This window comes from Mesorhizobium sp. WSM4821 (genome assembly GCF_055901555.1).
Window position 1 is genome coordinate 533,154 of sequence record NZ_CM148371.1, and the last position, 23,470, is coordinate 556,623.

Annotated in this window: 22 protein-coding genes; 5 read left to right on the plus strand and 17 right to left on the minus strand. The window is 62.4% G+C overall.

The window, feature by feature from the left end; translation table 11 throughout:
• Nucleotides 1-134: 134 nt before the first annotated feature.
• Nucleotides 135-692 carry an SH3 domain-containing protein gene (locus tag AC0NID_RS02380; RefSeq protein ID WP_473450474.1) on the plus strand — a complete coding sequence of 186 codons (558 nt, stop codon included), beginning with the start codon at nt 135-137 and terminating at the stop codon, nt 690-692.
• Between the two features lie 169 nt (nt 693-861).
• On the opposite strand, the gene irrA is transcribed toward AC0NID_RS02380, so the two are convergent.
• A complete protein-coding gene (irrA, locus tag AC0NID_RS02385; protein WP_473450476.1) occupies nt 862-1,293 on the minus strand; it encodes an iron response transcriptional regulator IrrA in 432 nt (143 codons plus the stop codon).
• A 243-nt stretch (nt 1,294-1,536) separates the two neighbouring features.
• Between irrA and fabA the strand changes: the two genes are divergently transcribed.
• From fabA to fabI, 3 genes are all read left to right on the plus strand, one after another.
• A complete protein-coding gene (gene fabA / locus AC0NID_RS02390; RefSeq protein WP_473450478.1) occupies nt 1,537-2,052 on the plus strand; it encodes a 3-hydroxyacyl-[acyl-carrier-protein] dehydratase FabA in 516 nt (171 codons plus the stop codon).
• 107 nt (nt 2,053-2,159) lie between these two features.
• Entirely contained in the window at nt 2,160-3,380 is a 1,221-nt protein-coding gene (gene fabB / locus AC0NID_RS02395) for a beta-ketoacyl-ACP synthase I (protein ID WP_473450480.1), read from the plus strand.
• Nucleotides 3,381-3,392: 12 nt separating this feature from the next.
• Nucleotides 3,393-4,205: an enoyl-ACP reductase FabI gene (gene fabI, locus AC0NID_RS02400; RefSeq protein WP_473450482.1), complete on the plus strand. Its 813-nt coding sequence runs from the start codon at nt 3,393-3,395 to the stop codon at nt 4,203-4,205.
• 120 nt (nt 4,206-4,325) lie between these two features.
• On the opposite strand, the gene AC0NID_RS02405 is transcribed toward fabI, so the two are convergent.
• The 10 genes from AC0NID_RS02405 to rimP all read right to left on the minus strand — a co-directional run bounded on the left by AC0NID_RS02405 (nt 4,326) and on the right by rimP (nt 16,672).
• A complete protein-coding gene (locus tag AC0NID_RS02405; RefSeq protein WP_473450484.1) occupies nt 4,326-5,339 on the minus strand; it encodes a class I SAM-dependent methyltransferase in 1,014 nt (337 codons plus the stop codon).
• Nucleotides 5,340-5,430: 91 nt separating this feature from the next.
• A complete protein-coding gene (gene pnp, locus AC0NID_RS02410) occupies nt 5,431-7,578 on the minus strand; it encodes a polyribonucleotide nucleotidyltransferase (protein ID WP_473450486.1) in 2,148 nt (715 codons plus the stop codon).
• Nucleotides 7,579-7,991: 413 nt separating this feature from the next.
• Nucleotides 7,992-8,276: a 30S ribosomal protein S15 gene (gene rpsO / locus AC0NID_RS02415; protein ID WP_407660271.1), complete on the minus strand. Its 285-nt coding sequence runs from the start codon at nt 8,274-8,276 to the stop codon at nt 7,992-7,994.
• A gap of 179 nt (nt 8,277-8,455) precedes the next feature.
• Entirely contained in the window at nt 8,456-9,550 is a 1,095-nt protein-coding gene (gene corA / locus AC0NID_RS02420; protein WP_473450488.1) for a magnesium/cobalt transporter CorA, read from the minus strand.
• Between the two features lie 44 nt (nt 9,551-9,594).
• Nucleotides 9,595-10,560 carry a tRNA pseudouridine(55) synthase TruB gene (gene truB / locus AC0NID_RS02425; protein WP_473450490.1) on the minus strand — a complete coding sequence of 322 codons (966 nt, stop codon included), beginning with the start codon at nt 10,558-10,560 and terminating at the stop codon, nt 9,595-9,597.
• A complete protein-coding gene (gene rbfA / locus AC0NID_RS02430; protein ID WP_473450492.1) occupies nt 10,560-10,997 on the minus strand; it encodes a 30S ribosome-binding factor RbfA in 438 nt (145 codons plus the stop codon). Before rbfA ends, truB begins: the two co-directional genes overlap by 1 nt.
• Nucleotides 10,998-11,130: 133 nt before the next feature.
• Nucleotides 11,131-13,695 carry a translation initiation factor IF-2 gene (gene infB, locus AC0NID_RS02435; protein ID WP_473450494.1) on the minus strand — a complete coding sequence of 855 codons (2,565 nt, stop codon included), beginning with the start codon at nt 13,693-13,695 and terminating at the stop codon, nt 11,131-11,133.
• On the minus strand, nt 13,692-14,342 hold the full coding sequence (locus tag AC0NID_RS02440; protein ID WP_145715302.1) for an RNA-binding protein: 651 nt from the start codon (nt 14,340-14,342) through the stop codon (nt 13,692-13,694). The genes infB and AC0NID_RS02440 overlap by 4 nt, the downstream gene beginning before the upstream one ends.
• Before the next feature lie 38 nt (nt 14,343-14,380).
• Nucleotides 14,381-15,976 carry a transcription termination factor NusA gene (gene nusA / locus AC0NID_RS02445; protein ID WP_473450496.1) on the minus strand — a complete coding sequence of 532 codons (1,596 nt, stop codon included), beginning with the start codon at nt 15,974-15,976 and terminating at the stop codon, nt 14,381-14,383.
• Between the two features lie 48 nt (nt 15,977-16,024).
• A complete protein-coding gene (gene rimP / locus AC0NID_RS02450; protein ID WP_473450498.1) occupies nt 16,025-16,672 on the minus strand; it encodes a ribosome maturation factor RimP in 648 nt (215 codons plus the stop codon).
• Between the two features lie 343 nt (nt 16,673-17,015).
• On the opposite strand from rimP, the gene AC0NID_RS02455 reads away from it, so the two are divergent.
• The gene (locus tag AC0NID_RS02455; protein WP_473450500.1) at nt 17,016-17,180 is read left to right on the plus strand and encodes a hypothetical protein; all 165 of its coding nucleotides are present in this window, start codon (nt 17,016-17,018) and stop codon (nt 17,178-17,180) included.
• Between the two features lie 74 nt (nt 17,181-17,254).
• Here the strand turns inward: AC0NID_RS02455 and trmB are convergent, their stop codons facing one another.
• The 6 genes from trmB to AC0NID_RS02485 all read right to left on the minus strand — a co-directional run bounded on the left by trmB (nt 17,255) and on the right by AC0NID_RS02485 (nt 23,446).
• The gene (gene trmB / locus AC0NID_RS02460; protein WP_473450501.1) at nt 17,255-17,956 is read right to left on the minus strand and encodes a tRNA (guanine(46)-N(7))-methyltransferase TrmB; all 702 of its coding nucleotides are present in this window, start codon (nt 17,954-17,956) and stop codon (nt 17,255-17,257) included.
• A gap of 40 nt (nt 17,957-17,996) precedes the next feature.
• Complete coding sequence (metK, locus tag AC0NID_RS02465) at nt 17,997-19,310, minus strand: methionine adenosyltransferase (protein WP_473450503.1); 1,314 nt, start codon at nt 19,308-19,310, stop codon at nt 17,997-17,999.
• 334 nt (nt 19,311-19,644) lie between these two features.
• Nucleotides 19,645-20,064, minus strand: a complete 420-nt coding sequence (locus AC0NID_RS02470) for a helix-turn-helix domain-containing protein (RefSeq protein WP_473450505.1) — start codon at nt 20,062-20,064, stop codon at nt 19,645-19,647.
• Nucleotides 20,065-20,203: 139 nt separating this feature from the next.
• Complete coding sequence (gene lnt / locus AC0NID_RS02475) at nt 20,204-21,796, minus strand: apolipoprotein N-acyltransferase (protein ID WP_473450507.1); 1,593 nt, start codon at nt 21,794-21,796, stop codon at nt 20,204-20,206.
• Between the two features lie 91 nt (nt 21,797-21,887).
• Nucleotides 21,888-22,358, minus strand: a complete 471-nt coding sequence (locus AC0NID_RS02480) for a VOC family protein (RefSeq protein ID WP_473450508.1) — start codon at nt 22,356-22,358, stop codon at nt 21,888-21,890.
• A 17-nt stretch (nt 22,359-22,375) separates the two neighbouring features.
• Nucleotides 22,376-23,446 (minus strand): hemolysin family protein, encoded by a 1,071-nt coding sequence (locus tag AC0NID_RS02485; RefSeq protein WP_473450510.1) that lies wholly within the window; start codon nt 23,444-23,446, stop codon nt 22,376-22,378.
• Between the last annotated feature and the right edge of the window lie 24 nt (nt 23,447-23,470).

The window sequence follows — 23,470 nt, forward strand, 5'->3', positions numbered from 1 at the left end:
TGAGACCTCTTTAACCAAGACGGGCGAAACTGGAAGCCGGTCGCGGTGCCAGTTATCCATGTAACAAGAGGTTCCGTCGAAGACAAAGAAAAAGGGGCGCCAAGGCCGATAGGCCGGCGCCGAAAGGAATGAAAGTGTCTGGTTTCGCGTCGCTCCGCCTGATCCTCAGCGCAGCATTTCTCGGCGCTCTCCTCTACTCCCCGCTTGCGGCGGCACAGGGTGCGGCAGCACCTGCCCAGAGCGTCACGCTCGGACCGAGCGGCCTGCCGCTGCCGCGTTTCGTCAGCCTGAAGGCGGCCCGCGTCAACTCCCGCGTCGGACCAGGCGTCAACTATTCCGTCGACTGGATGTACATGAAACCCGGCCTGCCTATGGAAATCATCCAGGAATTCGACACCTGGCGTCGTGTGCGCGATGCCGACGGCTCGGAAGGCTGGATCAACCAGTCGCTGCTTTCAGGTCGCCGCACGGCGATCGTGGCGCCTTGGCAGCGCGGCAAGGATGCCCGAATCAACCTTCTCGACGACCCGCAAAAGGATGCCAGCATCATCGCGCTCATCGAGCCAGGCGCCATGGGCGCGATCAAGTCCTGTGACGGCCAGTGGTGCGAAATGACCTTCGACGGCCACACCGGCTGGCTCGCTCAGTCGCTTGTCTGGGGTGCCTATCCGGGGGAACGGGTCAAAAACTAACCCCTTCTTGCCGGCTCGGGATCATCGGCTAAAGCGCGCGTTCACGCGACTTTCATGCATGTGGTTATCCCAAAACCGCTGCGCACCCTCGGTTCAAGACCGAGGCCATGCGATTGGGCGACATGCATTAGCGGCCGAGACGGTGTCTCGCGGCCTCATGAAGCGCCGGTCAATCGCGGCGTTTGGGGCGCAGCCTCACCACGATATCGACATTGGCGATCTCCATGCCTTCCGGCGGCTCCGGCAGGTTGGAAACCGTGACAGGACCGCCGGCGATGTCGAAGATTCTGTTTTCGCCTTCTATGTAGAAATGATGGTGATCGGAAGTGTTGGTGTCGAAATAGGTCTTCGACCCCTCGACGGCCAGGATACGCAGAAGGCCCGCCTGGGTGAACTGGTGAAGGGCGTTGTAGACGGTGGCAAGCGACACCGGCACGCCGGCGGCGATCGCCTCCTCGTGCAGTTCCTCGGCCGATAGATGGCGGTCGCCCTTGGCGAAAAGCAGATCGGCCAGCGCAATGCGCTGACGCGTCGGCCTCAGGCCAGCTTCGCGAACCCGCTTGTCCACAGCGACATTTTCCTTCCGGCAGCCCAGATTCATCTATTCGTCCAAGCTCACAGTTTCGCCCCAACATATGCCCAGAATGGCAAAAAAAGAATATCGGCCGAAACCAGGCACTCCCCGACATATATTCTGTCGGCCGAATACGATCAATAGCGCGCATTGACCCAGGCAGACGGGCAGGTTAAGCGCAAACGCCGGTTTCCGGCCTGAAATAGATTGTGTTAGGAAACCAACGACAAGGGCGCCCTACCGCCCGGGACGATTACGGGGACGAGATTGATGGCGGTTACGAAATCCAGCTACGACTACGAGGAACTGCTTGCCTGCGCCCGCGGCGAGCTGTTCGGACCTGGAAACGCCCAGCTCCCCTATCCGCCGATGCTGATGTTCGACCGTATCACCGAGATCAGCGAGACGGGCGGGGCCTTCGACAAGGGCTTCATCCGTGCGGAATTCGACATCAAGCCGGACTTGTGGTTTTTCGCCTGCCATTTCATCGGCAATCCGATCATGCCGGGGTGCCTGGGCCTGGACGCCATGTGGCAATTGACGGGATTCTACCTCGGCTGGCTGGGCGAGCCCGGCAAGGGAATGGCGCTGTCGACCGGCGAGGTCAAGTTCAAGGGCATGGTGACCCCGTCGGTCAAGAAGGTGGAGTATGGGGTGGACTTCAAGCGCGTGATGCGCGGACGGCTGGTGCTTGGTATCGCCGATGGCTGGCTGAAGGCGGATGGCGAACCCATATACGCAGCAACGGACCTCAAGGTGGGTCTGTCCAAGCAATCGGCCGCCTGACCGGGCGCCGCCACAGCGCCGCGGGTCCAAAGGAAGCTGTAGAATCTTAATGTGCGCATGATCCTTGTCCGACAGGTTTCGGGCTCATGCGCTGGAAGGAGTTGCGAATGAGACGGGTCGTAGTGACAGGCCTCGGCATCGTGTCGTCGATCGGCAACAATGCCAACGAGGTGCAGGCCTCGCTCCACGACGCCAGATCCGGCATCAGCTTCTCCGATTCCTTCGCCGAACACGGCTTCCGTTGCCAGGTCTGGGGGGCGCCGACGCTCGACCCCTCCGCCATGATCGATCGTCGCGCCATGCGCTTCCTGTCGCAGGGTGCGGCCTGGAACCATGTCGCTATGGACCAGGCGATCGCGGACGCCGGACTTGGCGAGAGCGACATCACCAATGAGCGCACCGGCATCGTCATGGGATCGGGCGGACCATCGACCCGAACCATCGTCGAGGCCGCCGAGACCACCCTCAAGAACGGCAGCCCCAAGCGCATCGGCCCGTTCGCGGTGCCGAAGGCGATGTCGTCGACCGCTTCTGCGACGCTCGCCACCTGGTTCAAGATCCACGGCGTCAACTATTCGATCTCTTCGGCCTGCTCGACCTCGGCGCATTGCATCGGCAATGGCTATGAACTGATCCAGTGGGGCAAGCAGGACATCGTCTTCGCCGGCGGTCATGAGGATCTCGACTGGACGATGTCAGACCTGTTCGACGCGATGGGCGCCATGTCCTCCAAGTTCAACGACAAGGCATCGGCCGCCTCGCGCGCCTACGACGTCGATCGCGACGGCTTCGTCATTGCCGGGGGCGCCGGCGTGCTGGTCCTGGAAGAGCTCGAGCACGCCAAGGCGCGCGGCGCCAAGATCTACGCCGAGATCGTCGGCTATGGCGCGACCTCCGACGGCTACGACATGGTGGCGCCCTCGGGCGAAGGCGCGGTGCGCTGCATGCGACAAGCGTTGGCGACAGTCTCTTCGCCGGTCGACTACATCAACACGCACGGCACCTCGACGCCGGTTGGCGACTCCAAGGAGATGGGTGCGATACGCGAGGTGTTCGGCGAGAAGATGCCTTTCATCACTTCGACGAAATCGCTGACCGGCCATTCGCTGGGTGCGGCCGGCGTGCAGGAATCGATCTACTCGATCCTGATGATGCGAGGCGGCTTCATCGGCGAGAGCGCCCATATCGAGCAGCTCGATCCGGAATTCGAAGGCATGCCGATCGTGCGGGAACGCATCGATGACGCCAGGATCGACACTGTTTTGTCCAATTCGTTCGGTTTCGGTGGCACCAACGCTACGCTGATTTTCCAGCGCTATTCCGCATAAGGATTGCCGACCATGGACGGATTGATGAAGGGCAAGCGCGGGCTTGTCATGGGTGTCGCCAACGACCATTCGATCGCCTGGGGCATCGCCCGGAAACTGTCCGAACATGGGGCGGAACTCGCCTTCACCTATCAGGGCGAAGCCTTCGGGCGCCGGGTCAAGCCGCTCGCCGACAAGCTCGGCGCTTCGCTGGTCGTCCCTTGCGACGTCGAGGACAGCGCATCGGTCGCCGCCACCTTCGAGACCTTGGGCGAGGCCTGGGGCGGGTTGGACTTCGTCGTCCATGCCATCGGCTTTTCCGACAAGAACGAGCTCAAGGGCCTCTACGCCGACACCAGCCGCGACAATTTCGTCCGCACCATGGTCATCTCCTGCTATTCCTTCACCGAGATCGCCCGCCATGCCGCCACGCTGATGAAGGACAGAGGTTCGATGATCACGCTGACCTATGCGGGTTCCGTCCGCGTCATGCCGAACTACAATGTCATGGGCGTCGCCAAGGCCGGGCTGGAAGCCAGCGTCCGCTATCTCGCCAACGACTACGGCCCACGCGGCATCAGGGTGAACGGCATATCGGCGGGACCGGTGCGGACATTGGCCGGCGCCGGGATTTCCGACGCACGCCACATGTTTTCCTACCAGCAGCGCAACTCGCCGCTGCGCCGCACAGTGACCATCGACGAAGTCGGTGGTTCCGCACTCTACCTCCTGTCCGACCTGTCGTCGGGCGTCACCGGCGAAATCCACTATGTCGATTCCGGCTACCATATCGTTTCGATGCCGACGCTCGAGGAGTTGAAGCAGACCGACACCAGCCGGGACTAATTCGGCCGGTAGGATAAATCGGCGGAAAGTCGCGTGATTTGGGATGCTAACGTCGGCAGTCTTGCCGGCATGCAGACCGGCATAGGATTCGCGAACGACGCCTAGCCAATCCGCACCGGCTCAGCGGCGTGCCGCGAGAACCTTGAACATGCCGTCGCGAGCGATCTCGGCGTGGCTGGAGAAGGCGGCCGCCAGCACAGACTCGTAGGGAAGCTGGCGATTCGCCACCATGAACAGGCGCCCGCCCGGTTTCAGCGCCTTCGCCGCTGCGCGGATCATGCCAGCGCCAATCTCCGGTTCGGCGGCCCGGCTGCGGTGAAAGGGCGGGTTCATGACGATTGCGTCATAGCGGCGCTCGACCGGTTCGCTCAAAAGATCGATCCAGAAGAAATCGGGCTCCGCCACTGTGTTGCCGATGTTGCCTTTCGCCGCCTCCAGCGCATCGAAATCGGCCTCGTAGAGATCGAGCGCCGATATGCCGGGCGAGCTTGCGGCGGCCTCGGCCGCCACATAACCCCAGCCGGCGCAGAAATCGGCAACGCTGCCACGCAGGTCGTTAGGCAGATTGTCCACCAGCAATTTCGAACCCGCATCGATCTTGTCGAAAGAGAACATGCCTGGCGCGGTGCGGAAACGGCCCTCCACCAGAATCCCCGGGTTGGCTGCGCGAAGCGCTGCCGCCGCCGCAGCATTGGCTGGCCGACGGAACCAGAAGGCGATGCCGTGATGTTTCGGCAAATGGCCGTCGAGTGGCACAAGCTCATCGATGCGTTTGCGCAGGCTGGCAATGCCATCATCCTTGGCGCCGGCGACGACGATCAGTCCGCCTGGTGTCGTACGCTCCATCGCCTCTGTGATGCGCAATTCGTTTTGTCCGCGATGACGGCCGGCAAGCACCAACGCCGCATCGAAACCTTCGTCCTCCAGCCGCGGCGTGACCGTGAAGCCCGCCCCCTGCAGCGCGCGAAAATGCGGCCGGAAGCCTTGCACCAGATGCAGTTCCGCATCGAAGCCTTCGGGCCGGCGAAAACCGGGTTCGGCGCCCAGAAAGAGGACACGCTCGCCCTTACGCGGCAAGGAAACAGCCTCTGCCTCGAAAGGATGGAACAGTGTCTTCAGTGGCTCGGCGGACATTCTTTAGTCTCGAAATGCGGCTGGCTTGTCTTGAAAATGAAAACGGGCGCGACCTTCCGGCGCGCCCGCTTCGATGGTGCGATCAGGCCGCTCAGGCGGCGTCTTCTTCGCCTTCGGCCTTCTTTTCGCGGGCGATTTCCTTGCCCGTGGCCTGGTCGACGACCTTCATCGACAGGCGAACCTTGCCGCGCTCGTCGAAGCCCATCAGCTTGACCCAGACCTTGTCGCCTTCCTTGACGACGTCGGAGGTCTTGGCGACGCGATCGTTGGCGAGCTGCGAGATGTGGACGAGGCCATCACGCGGACCGAAGAAATTGACGAAAGCCCCGAAGTCGGCGGTCTTGACGACCGTTCCCTCGTAGATCTCGCCGACTTCCGGCTCGGCGACGATGGTGTGGATCCACTTCTTCGCCGCCTCGATCTCCTTGGCGTTGGACGAAGCGATCTTGACCGTGCCGTCGTCCTCGATGTTGATCTTGGCGCCGGTCTTTTCGACGATCTCGCGGATGACCTTGCCGCCCGAGCCGATCACGTCGCGGATCTTGTCGGTCGGGATGTGCATGACCTCGATGCGCGGCGCGAATTCGCCGAGTTCGGCACGCGCGCCGGAGAGCGCATGACCCATTTCGCCGAGGATGTGCTGGCGACCATCCTTGGCCTGGTCCAGCGCGATCTTCATGATCTCCTCGGTGATGCCCTCGATCTTGATGTCCATCTGCAACGAGGTGATGCCGTTGGCGGTGCCGGCAACCTTGAAGTCCATATCGCCGAGGTGATCCTCGTCGCCGAGGATGTCGGAGAGCACAGCGAAGCGCTCGCCTTCCTTGATGAGACCCATGGCGATGCCGGCGACGGGCTTCGCCAGCGGCACGCCGGCATCCATCAGCGCCAGCGAGGTGCCGCAGACGGTCGCCATCGACGACGAGCCGTTGGACTCGGTGATCTCCGAGACGACGCGCAGCGTGTAGGGGAACTGGTCTGATGTCGGCAGCATCGGGCGGATCGCGCGCCAGGCCAGCTTGCCATGGCCGATTTCGCGGCGGCCGGGCGACCCCATACGGCCGGTTTCACCGACCGAATAGGGAGGGAAATTGTAGTGAAGGAGGAACTTTTCCTTGTACATGCCGGTCAGCGAATCGACATACTGCTCGTCCTCGCCGGTGCCGAGCGTGGCGACGACCAGCGCCTGGGTCTCGCCGCGGGTGAACAGCGCCGAGCCATGGGTGCGCGGCAGGACGCCGACTTCGGAGACGATCTTGCGAACCGTCTTCAGGTCGCGGCCGTCGATGCGCGATCCGGTATCGAGGATGTTCCAGCGCACGATCTTGGCCTGGAGCTCCTTGAACACGGTGCCGACCTGCTCGGACGTGTACTTTGCTTCCTCGCCTTCGGCCGGCGCGAACGCAGCCTTGACCTTCGCCTTGACGGCGTCGACGGCGGCATAGCGCTTCTGCTTGTCGGTGATCTTGTAGGCATCGCGAAGTTCGCCTTCGACGATCTTCAGCATCTCGGCTTCAAGCGCCGAATAGTCGGGCGCGGTGAAATCGCGAGGATCCTTGGCGGCGACCTCGGCCAACTTGATGATCGCGTCGATCACCGGCTGGAAGCCGCGATGGCCGAACATGACGGCGCCGAGCATCAGATCCTCGCCGAGTTCCTTGGCTTCGGACTCGACCATCAGCACGGCGTCGGCGGTGCCGGCGACGACCAGGTCAAGTTTGGACTCCTGCATCTCGTCGACATGCGGATTGAGCACATATTCGCCATTGATGTAACCGACGCGCGCGCCGCCGATCGGGCCCATGAAGGGGACGCCGGACAGCGTCAACGCTGCCGAGGTGGCGACGATCGACAGGATGTCCGGATCGTTTTCGAGATCATGCTGGACGACGGTGACGACGATCTGCGTATCGTTCTTGTAGCCGTCGGCAAAGAGCGGCCGGATCGGACGGTCGATGAGGCGGGAGACCAGCGTTTCCTTTTCGCTCGGGCGGCCTTCGCGCTTGAAATAGCCGCCCGGGATCTTGCCGGCGGCATAGGTCTTTTCCTGGTAGTTGACGGTCAGCGGGAAGAAATCGAGGCCGGGCTTCGGTTCCTTCATCGAAACGACGGTGGCGAGAACCTTGGTTTCGCCGTAGGTGGCGAGCACCGCGCCGTCAGCCTGACGCGCGATCTTGCCGGTTTCGAGGATGAGCGGACGGCCGCCCCATTCGATTTCGACTTTGTGGTGATTGAACATGTCTTGTCCTTCATATGCGGAAAGGGCCGCGCCGTTTCACCGTGCGCGAATGCCCCTTCCCCTGGCTTCGTTTCTCGGGCAGCCACGGGCAAGACAACGGGAAGCTCGGCTAAATCCGGCGCGGTTGGCCGGGCGAGCGTCCTGCAATCCTGCCCCATGACCGTCCATGGGCGGTTTCGAATGGCCCTGTGCACTCTCGAAACCGGTCTGGCCAATCGACCCGACTGGCCTTGCGCATGATCCCGAAAACAGCGGTCCTCGGAAGGCATCATGCGCAAATTCAAACTTTCAAGGCGTCACTTTGCGTGTCCAGTTCGACACACGGCGCCCTGCTTCCTTCATTGGAACGCGGATAGGTCCGATGCTCCAATGCGCGACCGGCGGGCCCTCGAAAGAACCCGCCGGTCAATTCGTCAACGGCGCAGACCGAGCTTCTCGATCAGCGTCTGATAGCGCGCGTCATCCTTGCGCTTGAGATAATCAAGCAGGCTGCGGCGCTGGGAGACGAGAGCGAGCAGACCACGGCGGGAATGGTTATCCTTCTTGTGGTCCTTGAAATGGTCGGTCAGGTTCTTGATGCGCTCGGAAAGGATGGCCACCTGGACTTCCGGAGACCCGGTATCGCCCTTGGCGGTTGCGAATTCACCCATCAATTCCTTCTTGCGCTCGGCAGTAATCGACATCGTGTTTTTCCTTATCTGTTTGAGGAAACGGGACGCCCTCGGCCGGGATGTCGTCCAGCAGGGGCCGGTACAAGCAACGCGTCATTGCACGATGCTGCGGCGCATATAGTGCAATTCCGGCAAAAACACCAGCCCAATTCACAAGCCGGCTTTCTCACGGCTTTCGCCAAAGAAATGGAGATTTTCAGCTTACGCTAAAGCCACTTCTTCCATTTGAAGAAGGCAACCAGGCTTATCGCGACAACAGCCATGAACAAGAGCGCTGCCGGGTAGCCGTAGTAGGCTTTCAGCTCTGGCATGTTCCACGGCGAGCTCTCTGGATCGAAATTCATACCCCAGACGCCGACGATGAACGTGAGCGGGATGAAAATCGCCGAAACGATCGTCAGGACGCTGATGACGTCGCTGGTGCGCGCCTGGCTCAGCGACAGATGCATCTCGATCAGACCGGTCAGCATGTCGCGCTGAGTTTCGACCAGTTCTATCAGCCGAAGCGAATGATCGAGCGTGTCGTTCAGGAAGATCTTGGTCTCGGCCTTCACATAAGGCACGTCGCTGCGGATCAGCGTCGCCAGCGCATCGCGCATCGGCCAAAGCACCCCCTTCAGCACGTTGGCGTCGCGCCGCAACTCGTGAAGCCGCCGCATCTGGTGCTTGTCCGCCGCGCGCAGCATCTGATCTTCGATACTGTCGACCAATTCGCCGGCAGTCTCGACCGGCGGGAAATAGCTGTCGACGATGGCGTCGATCAGCGCATAGGCGAGATAGTCTGCGCCGCGTGTGCGCAACCGGTTGGGCATCGAGCTTTCGATGCGCTTGCGCACGGGATTGAACGGATCGCCTTCGTGCTCCTGGAAGGTGACGACTAAGTTCCTGCCGAAGAAGACCGCGATCTGCTCGTAACGATGCGCGGTGACGTCGTCGATCATCCTGACGACGACGAAGGCATGGTCCTCGAAGAAATCCACTTTCGGCCGCTGGCCGGTGTTGACGACGTCTTCCAGCGCCAGCGGATGCAGGCTGAAAATTCGGCCGATCTCCTCGATCAGCGGGATGTTGGCGAGACCGGTACAGTCGAGCCAGATGACCGGCCATGTGTCGCAATTGGCGTTGACGTCATTGATGCTGGCGTTGTCGATCGTCTTGGACCTGTCGGGCGAGATCAGCGTCAGCCGCAGTTCGGTCCGGCGCGCCTCCGGATCGGCGATCAGCGTGCCAGGTGATGCGCCGATTGGCGGCCGCCGTGTTGTCGCCGGCGCCCGCCTCTTGATCGTCTCGGCCTTTGCCATGTGCCCCTCGGATGTCACGTCTGATCGAGATTAGACGACGGGACTCATGCGGCAAAGACCCGCTTCGGCTTGAACATGCCTTGCTCGATGGCGCCGATGGCGACCAGCTTGCCGCGCGCCGTGGCGCAGGCTTCCTCGGCTTCCACCGGCGCGTCGCGGCCACGGATGATGACCGGATTGCCGAGACGGATTTTTGTTGCGGCATCGTCGCTGATCGCGATCTGCGGCAGGCAGTCGAGTGCTGCTGATGTATCGACCAGAAGCGCATCGATGGCGTCGAAGTCGATTGGCGCATCCCCCGTGTCCGCCGAATTCGAACTCTCGCCCTGTTCGCCGAAACGGGCGGCTTCCAGCTCGGCGATGGTGACGAAGTCTTCCTGCGTGAACGGCTCGACCTCGATCCGGCGCAGTTCGGCGATGTGGCCGAAACAGGCGAGGTCGCGGCCCATGTCACGAGCCAGCGAGCGCACATAGGTGCCCTTGCCGCATTCGACCTCGAAAATGGTGCGATCCGCATTGTGCTCGATCAGGTCGAGACGGCCGATCTCGACTTCCCGCGCCGGGATGTCGACCGTTGCGCCGTCGCGGGCAAGATCGTAGGCGCGCTCGCCTGATATCTTGATGGCCGAAAATTGCGGCGGCGTCTGCATGATGACGCCGGTGTATTTCGGCATCAGCAAAAGCACTTCGGCTTCCGCTGGACGCTGGTCGGAACTTTTCGTCACCGGCCCTTCGAGATCATCGGTCGAACGCTCCTCACCCCAGGCGACCGTGAAGCGGTAGACCTTGGCGCCGTCCTGGACATAGGGCACGGTCTTGGTCGCCTCGCCGAGCGCGATCGGCAGCATGCCCGAAGCGAGCGGGTCGAGCGTGCCGGCGTGGCCGGCCTTTTCCGCCTGGAACAGCCACTTGATCTTGGAGACGGCTTCGGTCGAACCCATGCCGACGGGCTTGTCCAACACCAGCCAGCCAGAGATCGGCCGGCCCTTCTTCTTGCCGCGACGCGCCACTATTTTTCGTCCTTGTCGTTGTCTTTATTCTGGTCGTCAATCTGAGCATCCGGGCCGAGATCACGCGCCACTTCGGGCGAGTGCAGCAATTCGTTGATCTTCTGGAAATTGTCGTAGCTGGTGTCGAGCCGGAAACGGAACTCCGGCATGTACTTCATCTGCCGGAGCGCGCCGGAGACGCGGCCGCGCACGAATTTCGCGTGCTTGTTGAGCGCTTCGACCACCGCGTCGGTGTCCTTGACGCCGAGCGGCGAAACGAAGGCGGTGGCGATCTTCAGATCGGGCGACATGCGCACTTCCGAGACCGAAACCACCGCATTCTCGATCAACGGATCGATGATCTCGCCGCGCTGCAAGGTTTCCGACAGCGCATGGCGCACCTGTTCGCCGACGCGCAGCATGCGCTGGGATGGGCCTGATGTGGATGAACGGGGCATTTTCCTGATCCTGAAATCATGAGGCACGGGATGGGACCGTACGTCATGTCTCATATGGTTTAGAGCCTGATACACCCGAGAAAATCGGAATGGATCAGGCTCTATCTTTGTTTGGACGACAGAATACTCGAACTCAGAGCGTCCTGGTCACCATCTCGACGCGGAAGCACTCGATGACGTCGCCGACGCGCATGTCCTCATAGTTCTGGAAGGCCATGCCACATTCCTGGCCGCCCGGGACTTCCGCAACTTCGTCCTTGAAGCGCTTCAGGGTCTTCAGCGTACCTTCGTGAATGACGACGTTGTCGCGGATCAGGCGAACGCCCGCACCGCGCTCGACCTTGCCTTCGGTGACACGGCAGCCGGCGATCTTGCCGACCTTGGTGATGTCGAAGATCTCGAGGATCTCCGCATTGCCGATGAAGGTCTCGCGACGCTCCGGCGAAAGCAGGCCGGAGAGCGCCGCCTTCACGTCATCCACGAGATTGTAGATGATGGAGTAGTAGCGGATCTCGATGCCCGCCGCGGCGGCAGCCGCGCGCGCCTGCACATTGGCGCGTACGTTGAAGCCGATGATCGCGGCACCCGATGTTTCGGCCAGCGACACATCGCTTTCGGTGATGCCGCCAGCACCCGCATGGACGATGCGCGCACGCACCTCGTCGGTGCCGAGCTTGTCCAGCGCCGCACTGATCGCCTCGATCGAGCCCTGCACGTCGCCCTTGATGACCAGCGGGAATTCCTTCAGCCCGCTCGTCTGCAGTTGCGACATCATCTGTTCGAGCGAGCCACGCTGGCCGGCATGCTTGGCCACCGCCTTCTCGCGCGCCAGGCGCTGGCGGTATTCGGTGATCTCTCGGGCGCGGGCCTCGTTGTTGACCACGGCGAAGCGGTCGCCGGCCTGCGGGGTTCCCTGCAGGCCGAGCACTTCCACCGGCATCGCCGGCGGCGCTTCCTTGATCTGCCCGCCGCGGTCGTTGACCAGCGCGCGCACCCGACCCCATTCGTTGCCGGCAACAAGGATGTCGCCGGGCATCAGCGTGCCGGTCTGCACCAGCACCGTGGCGACGGGACCGCGACCCTTGTCGAGCTGGGCCTCGATGACGACGCCCTCGGCGGTGCGGTCGGGGTTTGCTTTCAGGTCGAGGATTTCGGCCTGCAGCAGGATCGCTTCGAGCAGCTTGTCGAGATTGGTGCCCTTGGTCGCCGACACTTCGACGTCCAGCACCTCGCCGCCCATCGATTCGACGAAGACTTCGTGGCGCAACAGTTCCGAGCGCACCTTCTGCGGGTCGGCGTCATGCTTGTCGATCTTGTTGATCGCCACGATGATCGGAACGCCGGCCGCCTTGGCATGGCTGATCGATTCGATCGTCTGCGGCATCACGCTGTCGTCGGCCGCAACCACGAGGATGGCGATGTCCGTCGCCTGGGCGCCACGGGCGCGCATCGCAGTGAAGGCGGCGTGGCCGGGCGTGTCGATGAAGGTGATCTTGTGACCATTCTTCTCGACCTGATAGGCGCCGATATGCTGGGTGATGCCGCCGGCCTCGCCGGACACGACATTGGCGCTGCGGATTGCATCGAGCAGCGACGTCTTGCCGTGGTCGACATGGCCCATGATCGTCACCACCGGCGGACGCGGCTCGAGATCTTCGGGACGATCAGCGATGTTGAACAGGCCTTCCTCGATGTCGGACTCGGCAACGCGGCGAACCGTGTGGCCGAATTCGGTGGCGACCAGTTCGGCGGTGTCGGCGTCGATGACGTCGCCCGGCTTCAGGATCTGGCCCTGCTTCATGAAGAACTTGACCACATCGACAGCGCGCTCGGACATGCGCTGCGCCAGTTCCTGGATGGTGATGGTTTCGGGCAGAATCACTTCGCGCATGACTTTCTCGCGCGGTTCGTTATGCAGCGCGCGCTTGAATTTCTCCTGGCGCCGACGCATCGACGACAGCGAACGAGCCCGCGCATCCTCATCGGAAAGTGCCGCATTTAGCGTCAGCTTGCCGCGGCGGCGATCTTCCTCGCCCTTGGTCGGCTTGGCCGGACGCGCCACTTCAGGCGTGACCGGACGGCGCACCGGGGCACCGGCGCCGGCCCGCTTCGGCTTGATGTCCTCGTCGTCGACTGTCGCCAGTTCTGCGGCCAGCGGCGCGCGGCGGCGCGCTTCTTCCTCGGCACGCCGGCGGGACTCGGCCTCGGCCTGCAACCTGGCTTCTTCCTCGGCCTGGCGGCGCGCGGATTCCTCGCGCTCACGACGGCGGCGCTCTTCCTCCTCGGCGCGGCGCTTGGCCTCCTCGATGGCGCGCTGGCGATCCTCGACATCGCGCACCTTCGAACCCTCCAGAGCCCGGCGGCGCGCCTCCATCTCGTTACGCGACAATTCGTTCAGCACCATGCCGCCGCGTTCGACGGGCGGAGGCGGCGGCGCCTTAGGCGCCTCCTGCACAGCGGGCGCTGCTGCGACCGGCGGCTTCGGCGTGAAGACGGACGCAGGGGCAGCGGCCGGCTCCGGCTTGTCACCGGGCAGCGAGAACTTGCGCTTCTTGGTCTCGACCACGACCGCTTTGGTGCGGCCATGCGAGAAGCTCTGGCGCACGGTGCCCTGTTCCATACCGGGGCGCTTCAGCGTCAAGGTCTTCTTCGGCGTAACACTCAACGTCTTGTCATCGCCCGATTTCGTATCGCTCATTCCATATCCTCTGCGGCATCATCTTCGTCAGCAACGGCCGCAAGCATTGCCAGATCGTCCGGGGAACCGCCCCGATACCGGTCGAGCGCAACCATGCGCTTCTGGACCGCCCTGCCCGCGTCTCCCGCGAGAACGGCAGCATGTATCACATTTGTGCCCCCCAATGCCAAGCTCAACTCGGCCTCGGAGAAAAGTTTGTAGGCAAGGATGGCGGGACCGCCGAGGTGGACGGTTGCCCGCCGCGCCTGGCTGATCTTGCGCACGCCGTCATCGGACGCCTCGGCTGCATGGAGCACGAAAAGCGCCAGCCCGCCACGCACCGCGCTCTCGACCTTGGTGGCGCCGAGCGCGATCGCGCCTGCCTTGCGGGCAAGACCGAGCATCCCCAGAGCGGATCTGGAAAGCAACCCGTCGACCATGCCGCCGAGATCGGTCGGCACAGCCACCTGCGCCTTGAACGCGCGAGCGAACAGGTTCTTCGCTGCCGCCTTGTCGATATGTAGGCGGTCGGCGGTCACCCAGCAACCGCGACCGGGCAGGTTTTTCTTGATATCCGGAACGACGGCCGAATCCGGGCCGACGACGAAACGGATCAGTTCATCCGGTTCGGCCTGTCTGCGCGTGACGATGCAAGTGCGATCGTTCATCTCGTCCAAGGGCGGGTTGTGTGCGATGCGGTTTCACCTCACGCACCAACGGCTTCGTCAGCCGGCACGTCTTCGGCTGCAAGCTCGTCTTCGGTGATCCAGCCGGCCCTGAGGCGGGCGGCCAGCACCATCTGCTCGGCATCGGCACGCGACACGCCGTGATTGGCGAGCACACCGGGGAACACTTTCGTCTCGCCGTCCTTGCGTTCCTTCCATCCGGTCAGATCGTCGGCTGCATAGCCGGCGAAATCCTCGATCGTCTTCACGCCGTCTTCCCCGAGCGTCACCATCATGGCAGTGGTCACGCCGGGAATCTCGCGCAACTCGTCCTCGACGCCCAACGCCTTGCGCTTGTCGTCGTGCTCGGCTTCGATCTTCTCCAGATACTCGCGGGCGCGGGCCTGGATTTCCGAGGCGGTGTCCTCGTCGAAGCCGTCGATCGACGCGATTTCGTCGGCATCGACATAGGCGACTTCCTCGACGCTGGTAAAGCCTTCGGAGGCGAGCACCTGGCCGACCATCTCGTCGACGTTGAGCGCGTCCATGAACAGTGCCGAGCGCTCGACGAACTCCTTCTGGCGGCGTTCGCTCTCTTCCTGCTCGGTCAGGATGTCGATATCCCAGCCGGTGAGCTGCGAGGCGAGCCGGACGTTCTGGCCGCGACGGCCGATGGCCAGCGACAGCTGGTCGTCCGGCACCACGACCTCGATGCGTTCGGCGTCCTCGTCGAGCACGACCTTGGCGACTTCGGCCGGCTGCAGCGCGTTGACGATGAAGGAAGCGGCAGAAGGCGACCACGGAATGATGTCGATCTTCTCGCCCTGCAATTCGCCGACCACCGCCTGAACGCGGCTGCCCCGCATGCCGACGCAGGCGCCGACCGGATCGATGGAACTGTCACGCGAGATGACGGCAATCTTGGCGCGCGAACCCGGATCGCGGGCGACCGACTTGATCTCGATGATGCCGTCATAGATTTCCGGCACTTCCATGGTGAACAGTTTCGCCATGAACTGCGGATGGGTGCGCGACAGGAAGATCTGCGGACCGCGCTGCTCGCGGCGCACGTCATAAACATAGGCGCGAACGCGATCGCCATATTTGTAGTTCTCGCGCGGGATCAGTTCGTCGCGGCGGATGATTGCCTCGCCACGGCCGAGATCGACGATGACGTTGCCGTATTCGACTCGCTTGACGGTGCCGTTGACGATCTCGCCGATGCGGTCCTTGTATTCGTCATACTGGCGGTCACGCTCGGCTTCGCGCACCTTCTGCACGATGACCTGCTTGGCCGACTGGGCGGCGATGCGGCCGAAATCCATCGGCGGCAGCTGTTCGGCAATGAAGTCGCCGAGCTGGGCGTCGGGATTGCGCTCACGCGCCGAGGAGATGGCGATCTGCGTCGCATAGTCGTCGACGTTCTCGACCACTTCCATCAGCCGCTGCAGCTTCATCTCGCCGGTATTCGGATTGATGTCGGCACGGATGTTGGTTTCCTGGCCGTAGCGCGAGCGCGCCGCCTTCTGGATCGCATCGGCCATGGCGGCAATGACGATCGACTTGTCGATCGACTTTTCACGCGCGACCGCGTCGGCGATCTGCAGCAGTTCAAGCCTGTTGGCGCTTACAACCATCTTTTTTCTCCCGAGCTTGTTGCCGAGCCTTCGCGCCCGGCAGCCCAATCACATTTCCTGTTCGGTTTCGTCTTCCGCGCCCGCCGCCTGCATGCCCTTTGGCGCATCTTCGGGTTCGCCGCGGCGTTTCCTGGCTTCCTTGCGCGCCCTGTTGTCCTTCGACAGTGCATCGCGGATGAGATCGTCGGTCAGGATCAGCCGTGCTTCCGCGATCGCATCGTAAGGCACGCGCACCGCCGGCTCTTCACCATAGGCCGCCTTGTCGCGCTCGATCAGCACGCCGTCCGCATCGCTCTCGCCGATCTTGCCCTTGAAGCGCTTGCGGTCGGCGACAAGGACAGACGTTTCCATCTTCACCAGATGGCCCGTCCAGGTCGCGAAATCCGACTTGCGGACCAGCGGCCGGTCGATACCGGGCGACGACACTTCGAGATGATACGCCTTTTCGATCGGATCATCTACATCGAGCGCCGGCGATACCGCCCGGCTGACCTCTTCGCAATCCTCGACGGTCATGGTGCCGTCTTCGCGCTCGGCCATGATCTGCAGCGTCAGCCCGTTCTGGCCCGACAGATGCACCCTGACAAGGCGGAAGCCGATGGCGCGAAGGACCGGCTGCACGATCAGCGCGATGCGCGCATCGATGCCGCTTTCGCGGATGATGCGGTCGTCGCTATCGCTTGCCGTCGTTGCCATTCGATCTCTGTCGCTCGTTCGTGGGCGGTCGGCAGGTAATAAAAAAGAGCGGGACCGGGTGGACCCACTCTTCGCCATACCGACCAAGAATTTGAGGCTGATATAGACGATCGCGGCCGTTGTTTCAAGTCCGCATGCAGAGCCTGTCGTAAGCAGATGAGTTGTCCGGGTTATGTAGCACACGAGTTGTCCGGTTTTCTGTCTGTGTGTGAGGCGGCGGCAGTGTTGCACAGGGTGCATGGCGGCCATGCGGCAACGTGCCTGTGATATCAGCGAGTACGCACCTATCTATGTTGCGCTGCACAAATTCAACACGCGTTGCAGCAGGCGAAAGGGCATAATCATGACCAACCGCAAGGTTTTCTCGGCCATCGGCGATTTCTTCACCGTGTTCGGCAGCGCCGTCGCCGCTTCGCGGGCCGTCGAAGCCGGCCGCAGACCGCGCGCGCACGATCTGCGCAATCTCGGCATGGATCCGGCTGCCTTCGAAAAGATCGGCCGCTACTAGGGCTGACGAAAGACGAGGGGTAATCTCTGGTCCTCGTCCATGGCAGAGCGCGCGATAAGCGTTGTCGAACATGCCTATCTTCGGACGAAGGTAAGATAGGCCGGCCGCCGGCCTTCGCGAACGGCCTTCGCCTCATAACGCGTACCCGGCCAACCCTCATAGGGCCGATGCCAGTCGGCCGCATCTTCAGCCTGCCACGCAAACCCATCGTGCGCTCGGCAGTGCAGCAGCGTCCAGTTCACATAGCTGTCGATATCGGACGCAAAGCGGAATTTTCCGCCTGACTTCAGGACACGCCCTAAACGGTCGAGATTGACCGGGCTGACGAAGCGGCGCTTCCAGTGCTTCTTCTTCGGCCAGGGATCGGGATAGAGAAGGTCGATGCCATCGAGCGAGGCTTGCGGAAGCCAGTCGAGCAGGCGGGTGGCGTCGTCGTCATAGACCCGAAGATTGGCAAGCGGCCGTTTCCTGACCGCCATCATCAGCTTGGCCATGCCGTTGACGAAAGGCTCGACGCCGACAAAACCGGTTTCAGGAGCCGCCGTCGCCCGATGCAGCAGGTGCTCGCCGCCGCCGAAACCAATTTCGAGATGTATGGCGCAGACATCCGCTTCGAACAGGCTGCGCATTTGGGCCGGCGGCTCAGCCGTCAGATCGAGGCGGTAGGTGCCGAAGCCGCTTTCCAGCGCCGCCGCCTGCTGCGGACGGATGGCCTTGCCGCGCCGGCGACCGAAAAATGCCTCGGTCGCGCGGCTTGGCCGATCTTTCGGATCCATTTCTTTCGGATCCACTTCTTTCAGACCCACGGCGCCGTGGTTAGGCGGCGACTGCTTCGGCGGTCGTTTCGGCGAGTGCTTCCTTGAGCGCCTTGGCCAGGTCGGTCCTTTCCCAGGAGAAGGACCCATCGCGGCCGGCCTTGCGGCCGAAATGGCCATAAGACGACGTCTTGGCATAAATTGGCTTGTTGAGATCGAGGTGACGACGAATACCGGACGGCGACAGGTCCATTACGGTGCGCAGCGCTTGCTCGAGCTTTGCCTCGTCGACCTTGCCGGTGCCGTGCAAGTCGACATAGACCGACAGCGGCTGGGCAACACCGATGGCATAGGAAAGCTGGATGGTGCAGCGATCGGCGAGCTTGGCCGCAACCACGTTCTTGGCGAGGTAACGTGCCGCATAGGCTGCGGAACGGTCGACCTTGGTGGTGTCCTTGCCGGAAAAAGCACCGCCGCCATGAGGCGCAGCACCGCCGTAAGTATCGACGATGATCTTGCGGCCGGTCAGGCCGGCGTCGCCGTCGGGGCCTCCGATGACGAACTTGCCCGTGGGGTTGATGTACCAGTTGCAGCTGTCGGCGATCTTCAGCTCGCCCAATGCCTCGCGGATATAGGGTTCGACGACCTTGCGGACCTTCTTCGAATCCCAGTCCGCGTCGAGGTGCTGGGTGGACAGTACGATCTGCGTCACTTCCGCCGCCTTGCCGTCGATATAGCGGACGGTGACCTGGCTCTTGGCATCCGGGCCGAGCCGGCCGGCATCGCCGTGGCCTTCGTGGCGCGCGGCGGCCAGCAGTTCGAGGATCTTATGGCTGTAATAGATCGGCGCCGGCATCAGATCAGGCGTCTCGCGGCAGGCATAACCGAACATGATGCCCTGGTCGCCGGCCCCTTCCTCGCCTTGTCGGTCGGAGGCATTGTCGACGCCCTGGCCGATATCCGGCGACTGGCCGTGCAGCAGAACCTCGATCTTTGCCGTCTTCCAGTGAAAACCGGCCTGTTCGTAGCCGATTTCGCGGATCGCCCTGCGGGCGGCCGACTTGAACTTCGCCGGATTGACGATTGGATGACCGGCGGCATCCATCAGGATGTTGCCGGCCTTGTCCTTCTTGAGCAGGGTCTCGGGGACGCGCACCTCGCCGGCGATGACGACGCGATTCGTGGTTGCCAGCGTTTCGCAGGCGACGCGGACCTTCCAGGGGTCCATGCCGGCCTTTCTGGCCTCGCGATAAACCAGATCGACGATCTCGTCGGAGATACGGTCGCAGACCTTGTCGGGATGACCCTCGGCAACGGATTCCGAGGTGAATAGGTAATTTTGCCGCGTCACGGGTGTCCCCTCTTGAAAAAACATCGGCAAGCTGCCGATTGGCGCGCCACGTGTTAGCGGTGCCGGGCGCCGCTCGTCAAGCGATGCAGCCGTTCTGGCACCAAAATCGCGCTATTATCTTGTACCACTGTGACCGGCTACCCACTGTGACCAGCGGCACGATACCGCCAGCGTGGCTAACTCCAACTCGCAAATGAAAAAGATTTTGAGGACGGGCGTCGAGCAAAATCGATCCCTTCTTGGGCATGCCTACGCAATGCAAATTCCACGTCGCACGAAACCCCGAGAATTTTTGCGTGCCGCTACGACGGGCCCCGCCATTTTCGACCTTTTTCGGCGAGCTGCCAAATCGGTCCAATCAATCGACTTCGTCGGCGGAAAGCGCCTTCACAAGCTCGATGATCTTGCGACGTACCTTTACGTCGGCGATCTTGACGAAAGCCCGGTTGAGTTGAAGACCTTCAGGACTGCCGCAGAATTCGACGGCAAAAGCCATCGATGTATCCTCGGCAAATCCGCGGTTGCCCACGGCCTCCTGACCCGGCGCGTCTTCGAAAAAGAAAGCGACAGGCGCACCGAGTATCGAGGCGATTGCCTGCAAACGACTGGCGCCGACGCGATTTGTCCCCTTTTCGTATTTCTGTATCTGCTGAAACGTTATGCCGAGGTTCTCGCCCAGCTTTTCCTGACTCATTCCCAACATGTTGCGGCGAAGCCTGATGCGACTTCCGACATGGATGTCGATCGGATTCGGTTTCTTCTTGTTCTCTTCTGTCATTTTTTCCTCGCCGAATTTTTCCGGCTTTTTGTGTTTTTTCCTGCCCAAACAACGCCGGCGGCCAGTGCCCCAACAGAACGACATACCGACTTCGAGAAATTTCAGGCGCTTACAGTATGAGTTTCTAATGTGTCGACTGTCAATTCACCCGTAGCCTTTGCCTTACATTCAATGTGCACGAGGCCAGGACAAGCACCAACATGATCAGCAGTCCGTTAACGCGTCTTTGACCGGAGGAGACGATGGCTTGATTGGAAATCGGCACATGGGCATCGATGGCTCCGCGCGCGTCGATCGCCAGTGCGTCGAGGATGCGTCCGCGCGGATCGACTACGGCGGAAATGCCGTTATTGGCTGCGCGCAACAAAGGCACCCCGTTCTCCACCGCACGAATCTGCGCCTGCCTGAAATGCTGGTATGGACCGGGCGTGTCACCGAACCACGCGTCGTTCGTGACATTCACAATAAGCTCGGCTGACGCAACGTCAACTGTCACCAGATCAGGGAAGATGACTTCATAGCAAATGAACGGAAGCGCGCGGATACCACCGGGCAGCGCGATCGGATGCCGCTCATTGCCCGCCGCGAAAGTCATCGGCCCGGCGACGAGCTGTTCGAGCCCGAAGCGGCCAAGCAGGTCGGTGAAAGGCAGATATTCGCCAAAAGGCACCAGATGAACCTTGTCGACGGCGTCGGTGATTTCACCCCTGTCGTCGATCGCCACCACGGAATTGTAGTACCGCGTGCCGGCATTTGCCGCCGAGCCACCCTCCTCCCGAACGACGCCGGCGATCAGCATCTGGCCGTCGCCAAGCATCTCTCCCAGCGCGGTCAGCGCATCGGGACGTTCCGTGAAAAGAAACGGCACGGAGGTTTCCGGCCACAGGATCAATTGCGGCTTGCCAACGCCAGGTTCCGGCGTCTTGGCCGAGAGCCCCATCATGGTGGCGAAGATGCGGTCGCGCACCGAAGCATCCCACTTCTCGCTGAGGTCGACCGCCGGCTGCACGATGCGGACATCGAGAGTGCGCTCGGCCGGCTTCTCCGGAGCAGTAAGCCTAAGATAGCCGAAGCCGACATGGGTCGCGACGAGAGCGGCAAGCAGGGTAGCACCCAGACGGACATGCCGGCGTGCCGCAAGCAGCGCCGGCAATGCGAAGACGAAGGCTGCCAGCGCGTTCATGCCGACCATGCCGGTCACCGACACGCTCTGCATCAGCAAAGGCACCGGCATCGCCGCGTAGCCGATCGCATTCCAGGGAAAGCCGGTGAACAGGAAGTCGCGCAGCCATTCCGCCAGGCCAAAGCCGAAGGCCAGGGCAGCGATGCGGCCGATGTCGTTGCTCCACAGCAGCCGGGCAACCGCTGTCGCGAAGCCGTAGAAAAAGGCGAGCACCAGCGGAATTCCGACCACTGCGAAGGGAAGCGCCCAGGCGAAACTGTCGGCCTCGACGAGAAGTGCCGACCCGACCCACCACAGGCCGGCAAGAAAATAGCCGAAGCCGAACCACCAGCCGATGGCGAAAGCCGGCCGCAGACGCCGGAGCCAGCCATCGGAGGCCTCGCCGATCGCGCCGTCGAGGAGCCAGACCAGCAACGGAAACGAAACGAAACAGACGGCGAAGAAGTCGTAAGGCGCCTGGGCAAGAACCGTCAGCGCCCCGGCAAGAAACGCCGCAAGCGCGCGTCGCCAACCCCATAGCAGAATTATCCGGCCGGCCAGGCGCTGCATCAGTGCTTCCGAGTCGTGCGAATCACGAGCAAGATTTATCAGGCTGCGGTCTACGCTCCAAACCCGGATGAGCGCGATCCGATTATCGCGGCTATCGGTGCCAGCCCTCTATCAGCAAACCGCTCAACTGCTCGGCTTCCTTACGAAGAATGGAACGTACGGTCTGGGAAAAGGTCCAGACGTGACCTTCAGGATCGCGCGCTCTGTACTGCCGTTCACCGTAGAACTGGTCGGCAGGCTCCTGGACGATCCCGGCCCCCGCCGCCCTTGCACGATCGCAGTGGGCGTCTATGCCGTCCTTGAGGCGCACATAGACCGACTGCGTGTTCTTGCCCGCGACCGAGGCCGGGCTGGCTACATGGTCGGCCCATTCGGAATCGACGATGATATAGCCGTCGCCGAACCGCATCTCGGAATGGACGAGCCTGCCGTCGGCGTCGCTGACCGCCATGCTCGGCTCGAAGCCGAAGGCCTTTTCGAGCCAGATCAACGCGGCGCGCCGATCCTTGTAGAATACGCCGGAGCCCAAGGTCGAGTGCTTGAACGGGTCGTCGACCGTCATCGGGCGAGCTGCGTCTTTCAAGCCTGCTCGGCGCGGACGGCACGCCGACGACGCTCGCCCTTCGGAGTCTCGACGATGCGCACGCGCTTGACGCGGCGAGGATCGGCGTCCAGCACATGGAATTCGAAGCCAGGGATGGCCTGCACCACTTCGCCGCGGGCCGGAACACGGCCAAGCGTGTTGAAGATCATGCCGCCGATCGTGTCGACATATTCGCCATGCTCGCCGGCGGCGAAATCCTCGCCGATCATCTTGGCGACATCGTCGATCTCGGCCTTGCCGTCGACGACGAACACCCCCTCTGCGGTCTGGGTGATCATCGGCTCGTCGTCGTCATGCTCGTCCTCGATGTCGCCGACCACCATCTCGACGATATCCTCGAGCGAAGCCAGACCATCGGTGCCGCCATATTCGTCGATGACCAGCGCCATCTGGGTGCGCATCGCCTGCATCCGACCCATGAGATCGGAGGCGAGCATCGACGGCGGCACGAAAAGCACCGGGCGGATAAGGTTCAGGTCGCCGATTGTGCGCGCGAGATCGACCTTGGCGAGATCGAGAAGCGTGGCGGCGGCTTTCCTGGTCGTCCTGCCCTTCCTGACGCGGGCGACCTTGGTGATGTGGGCGAGCACGTCGCGGATGTGGACCATGCCGCGCGGGTCGTCGAGCGTCTCCGAATAGACCGGCATGCGGGAATGGCCGGACTGCTCGAACAGTCCCAGAAGATCGCCAAGATTCGTCGTGATCTCGACCGCCTCGATGTCGGCGCGCGGCACCATGACGTCCTCGACGCGCACCTCGCGCAGGCGCAGGATGTTGTTGAGCATGGCGCGTTCGCCGGGCGAGAAGGATCCGGCATCGCTAGCCGTTTCGGCAAGCGCGTCGGCGATCTCCTCGCGCAGGCTGGTGCCGTTGCGTTGCCTGAACAGGCCGAGCACGCGATCGAACAGGGACGGACCGGCAGGCGATGGCTCGCTGGCGAAGCTGCCGGTCATGGTACTCGGACTCGAGCCCTCTTCCGTCTGTTCGGATGGCTTGATCGCACTGCCGGCGTCTGGGCGGGCGGCAGTCTCTGGTTTGTCGTTCATCGTCGTCCGGTCATTTGATCTTTT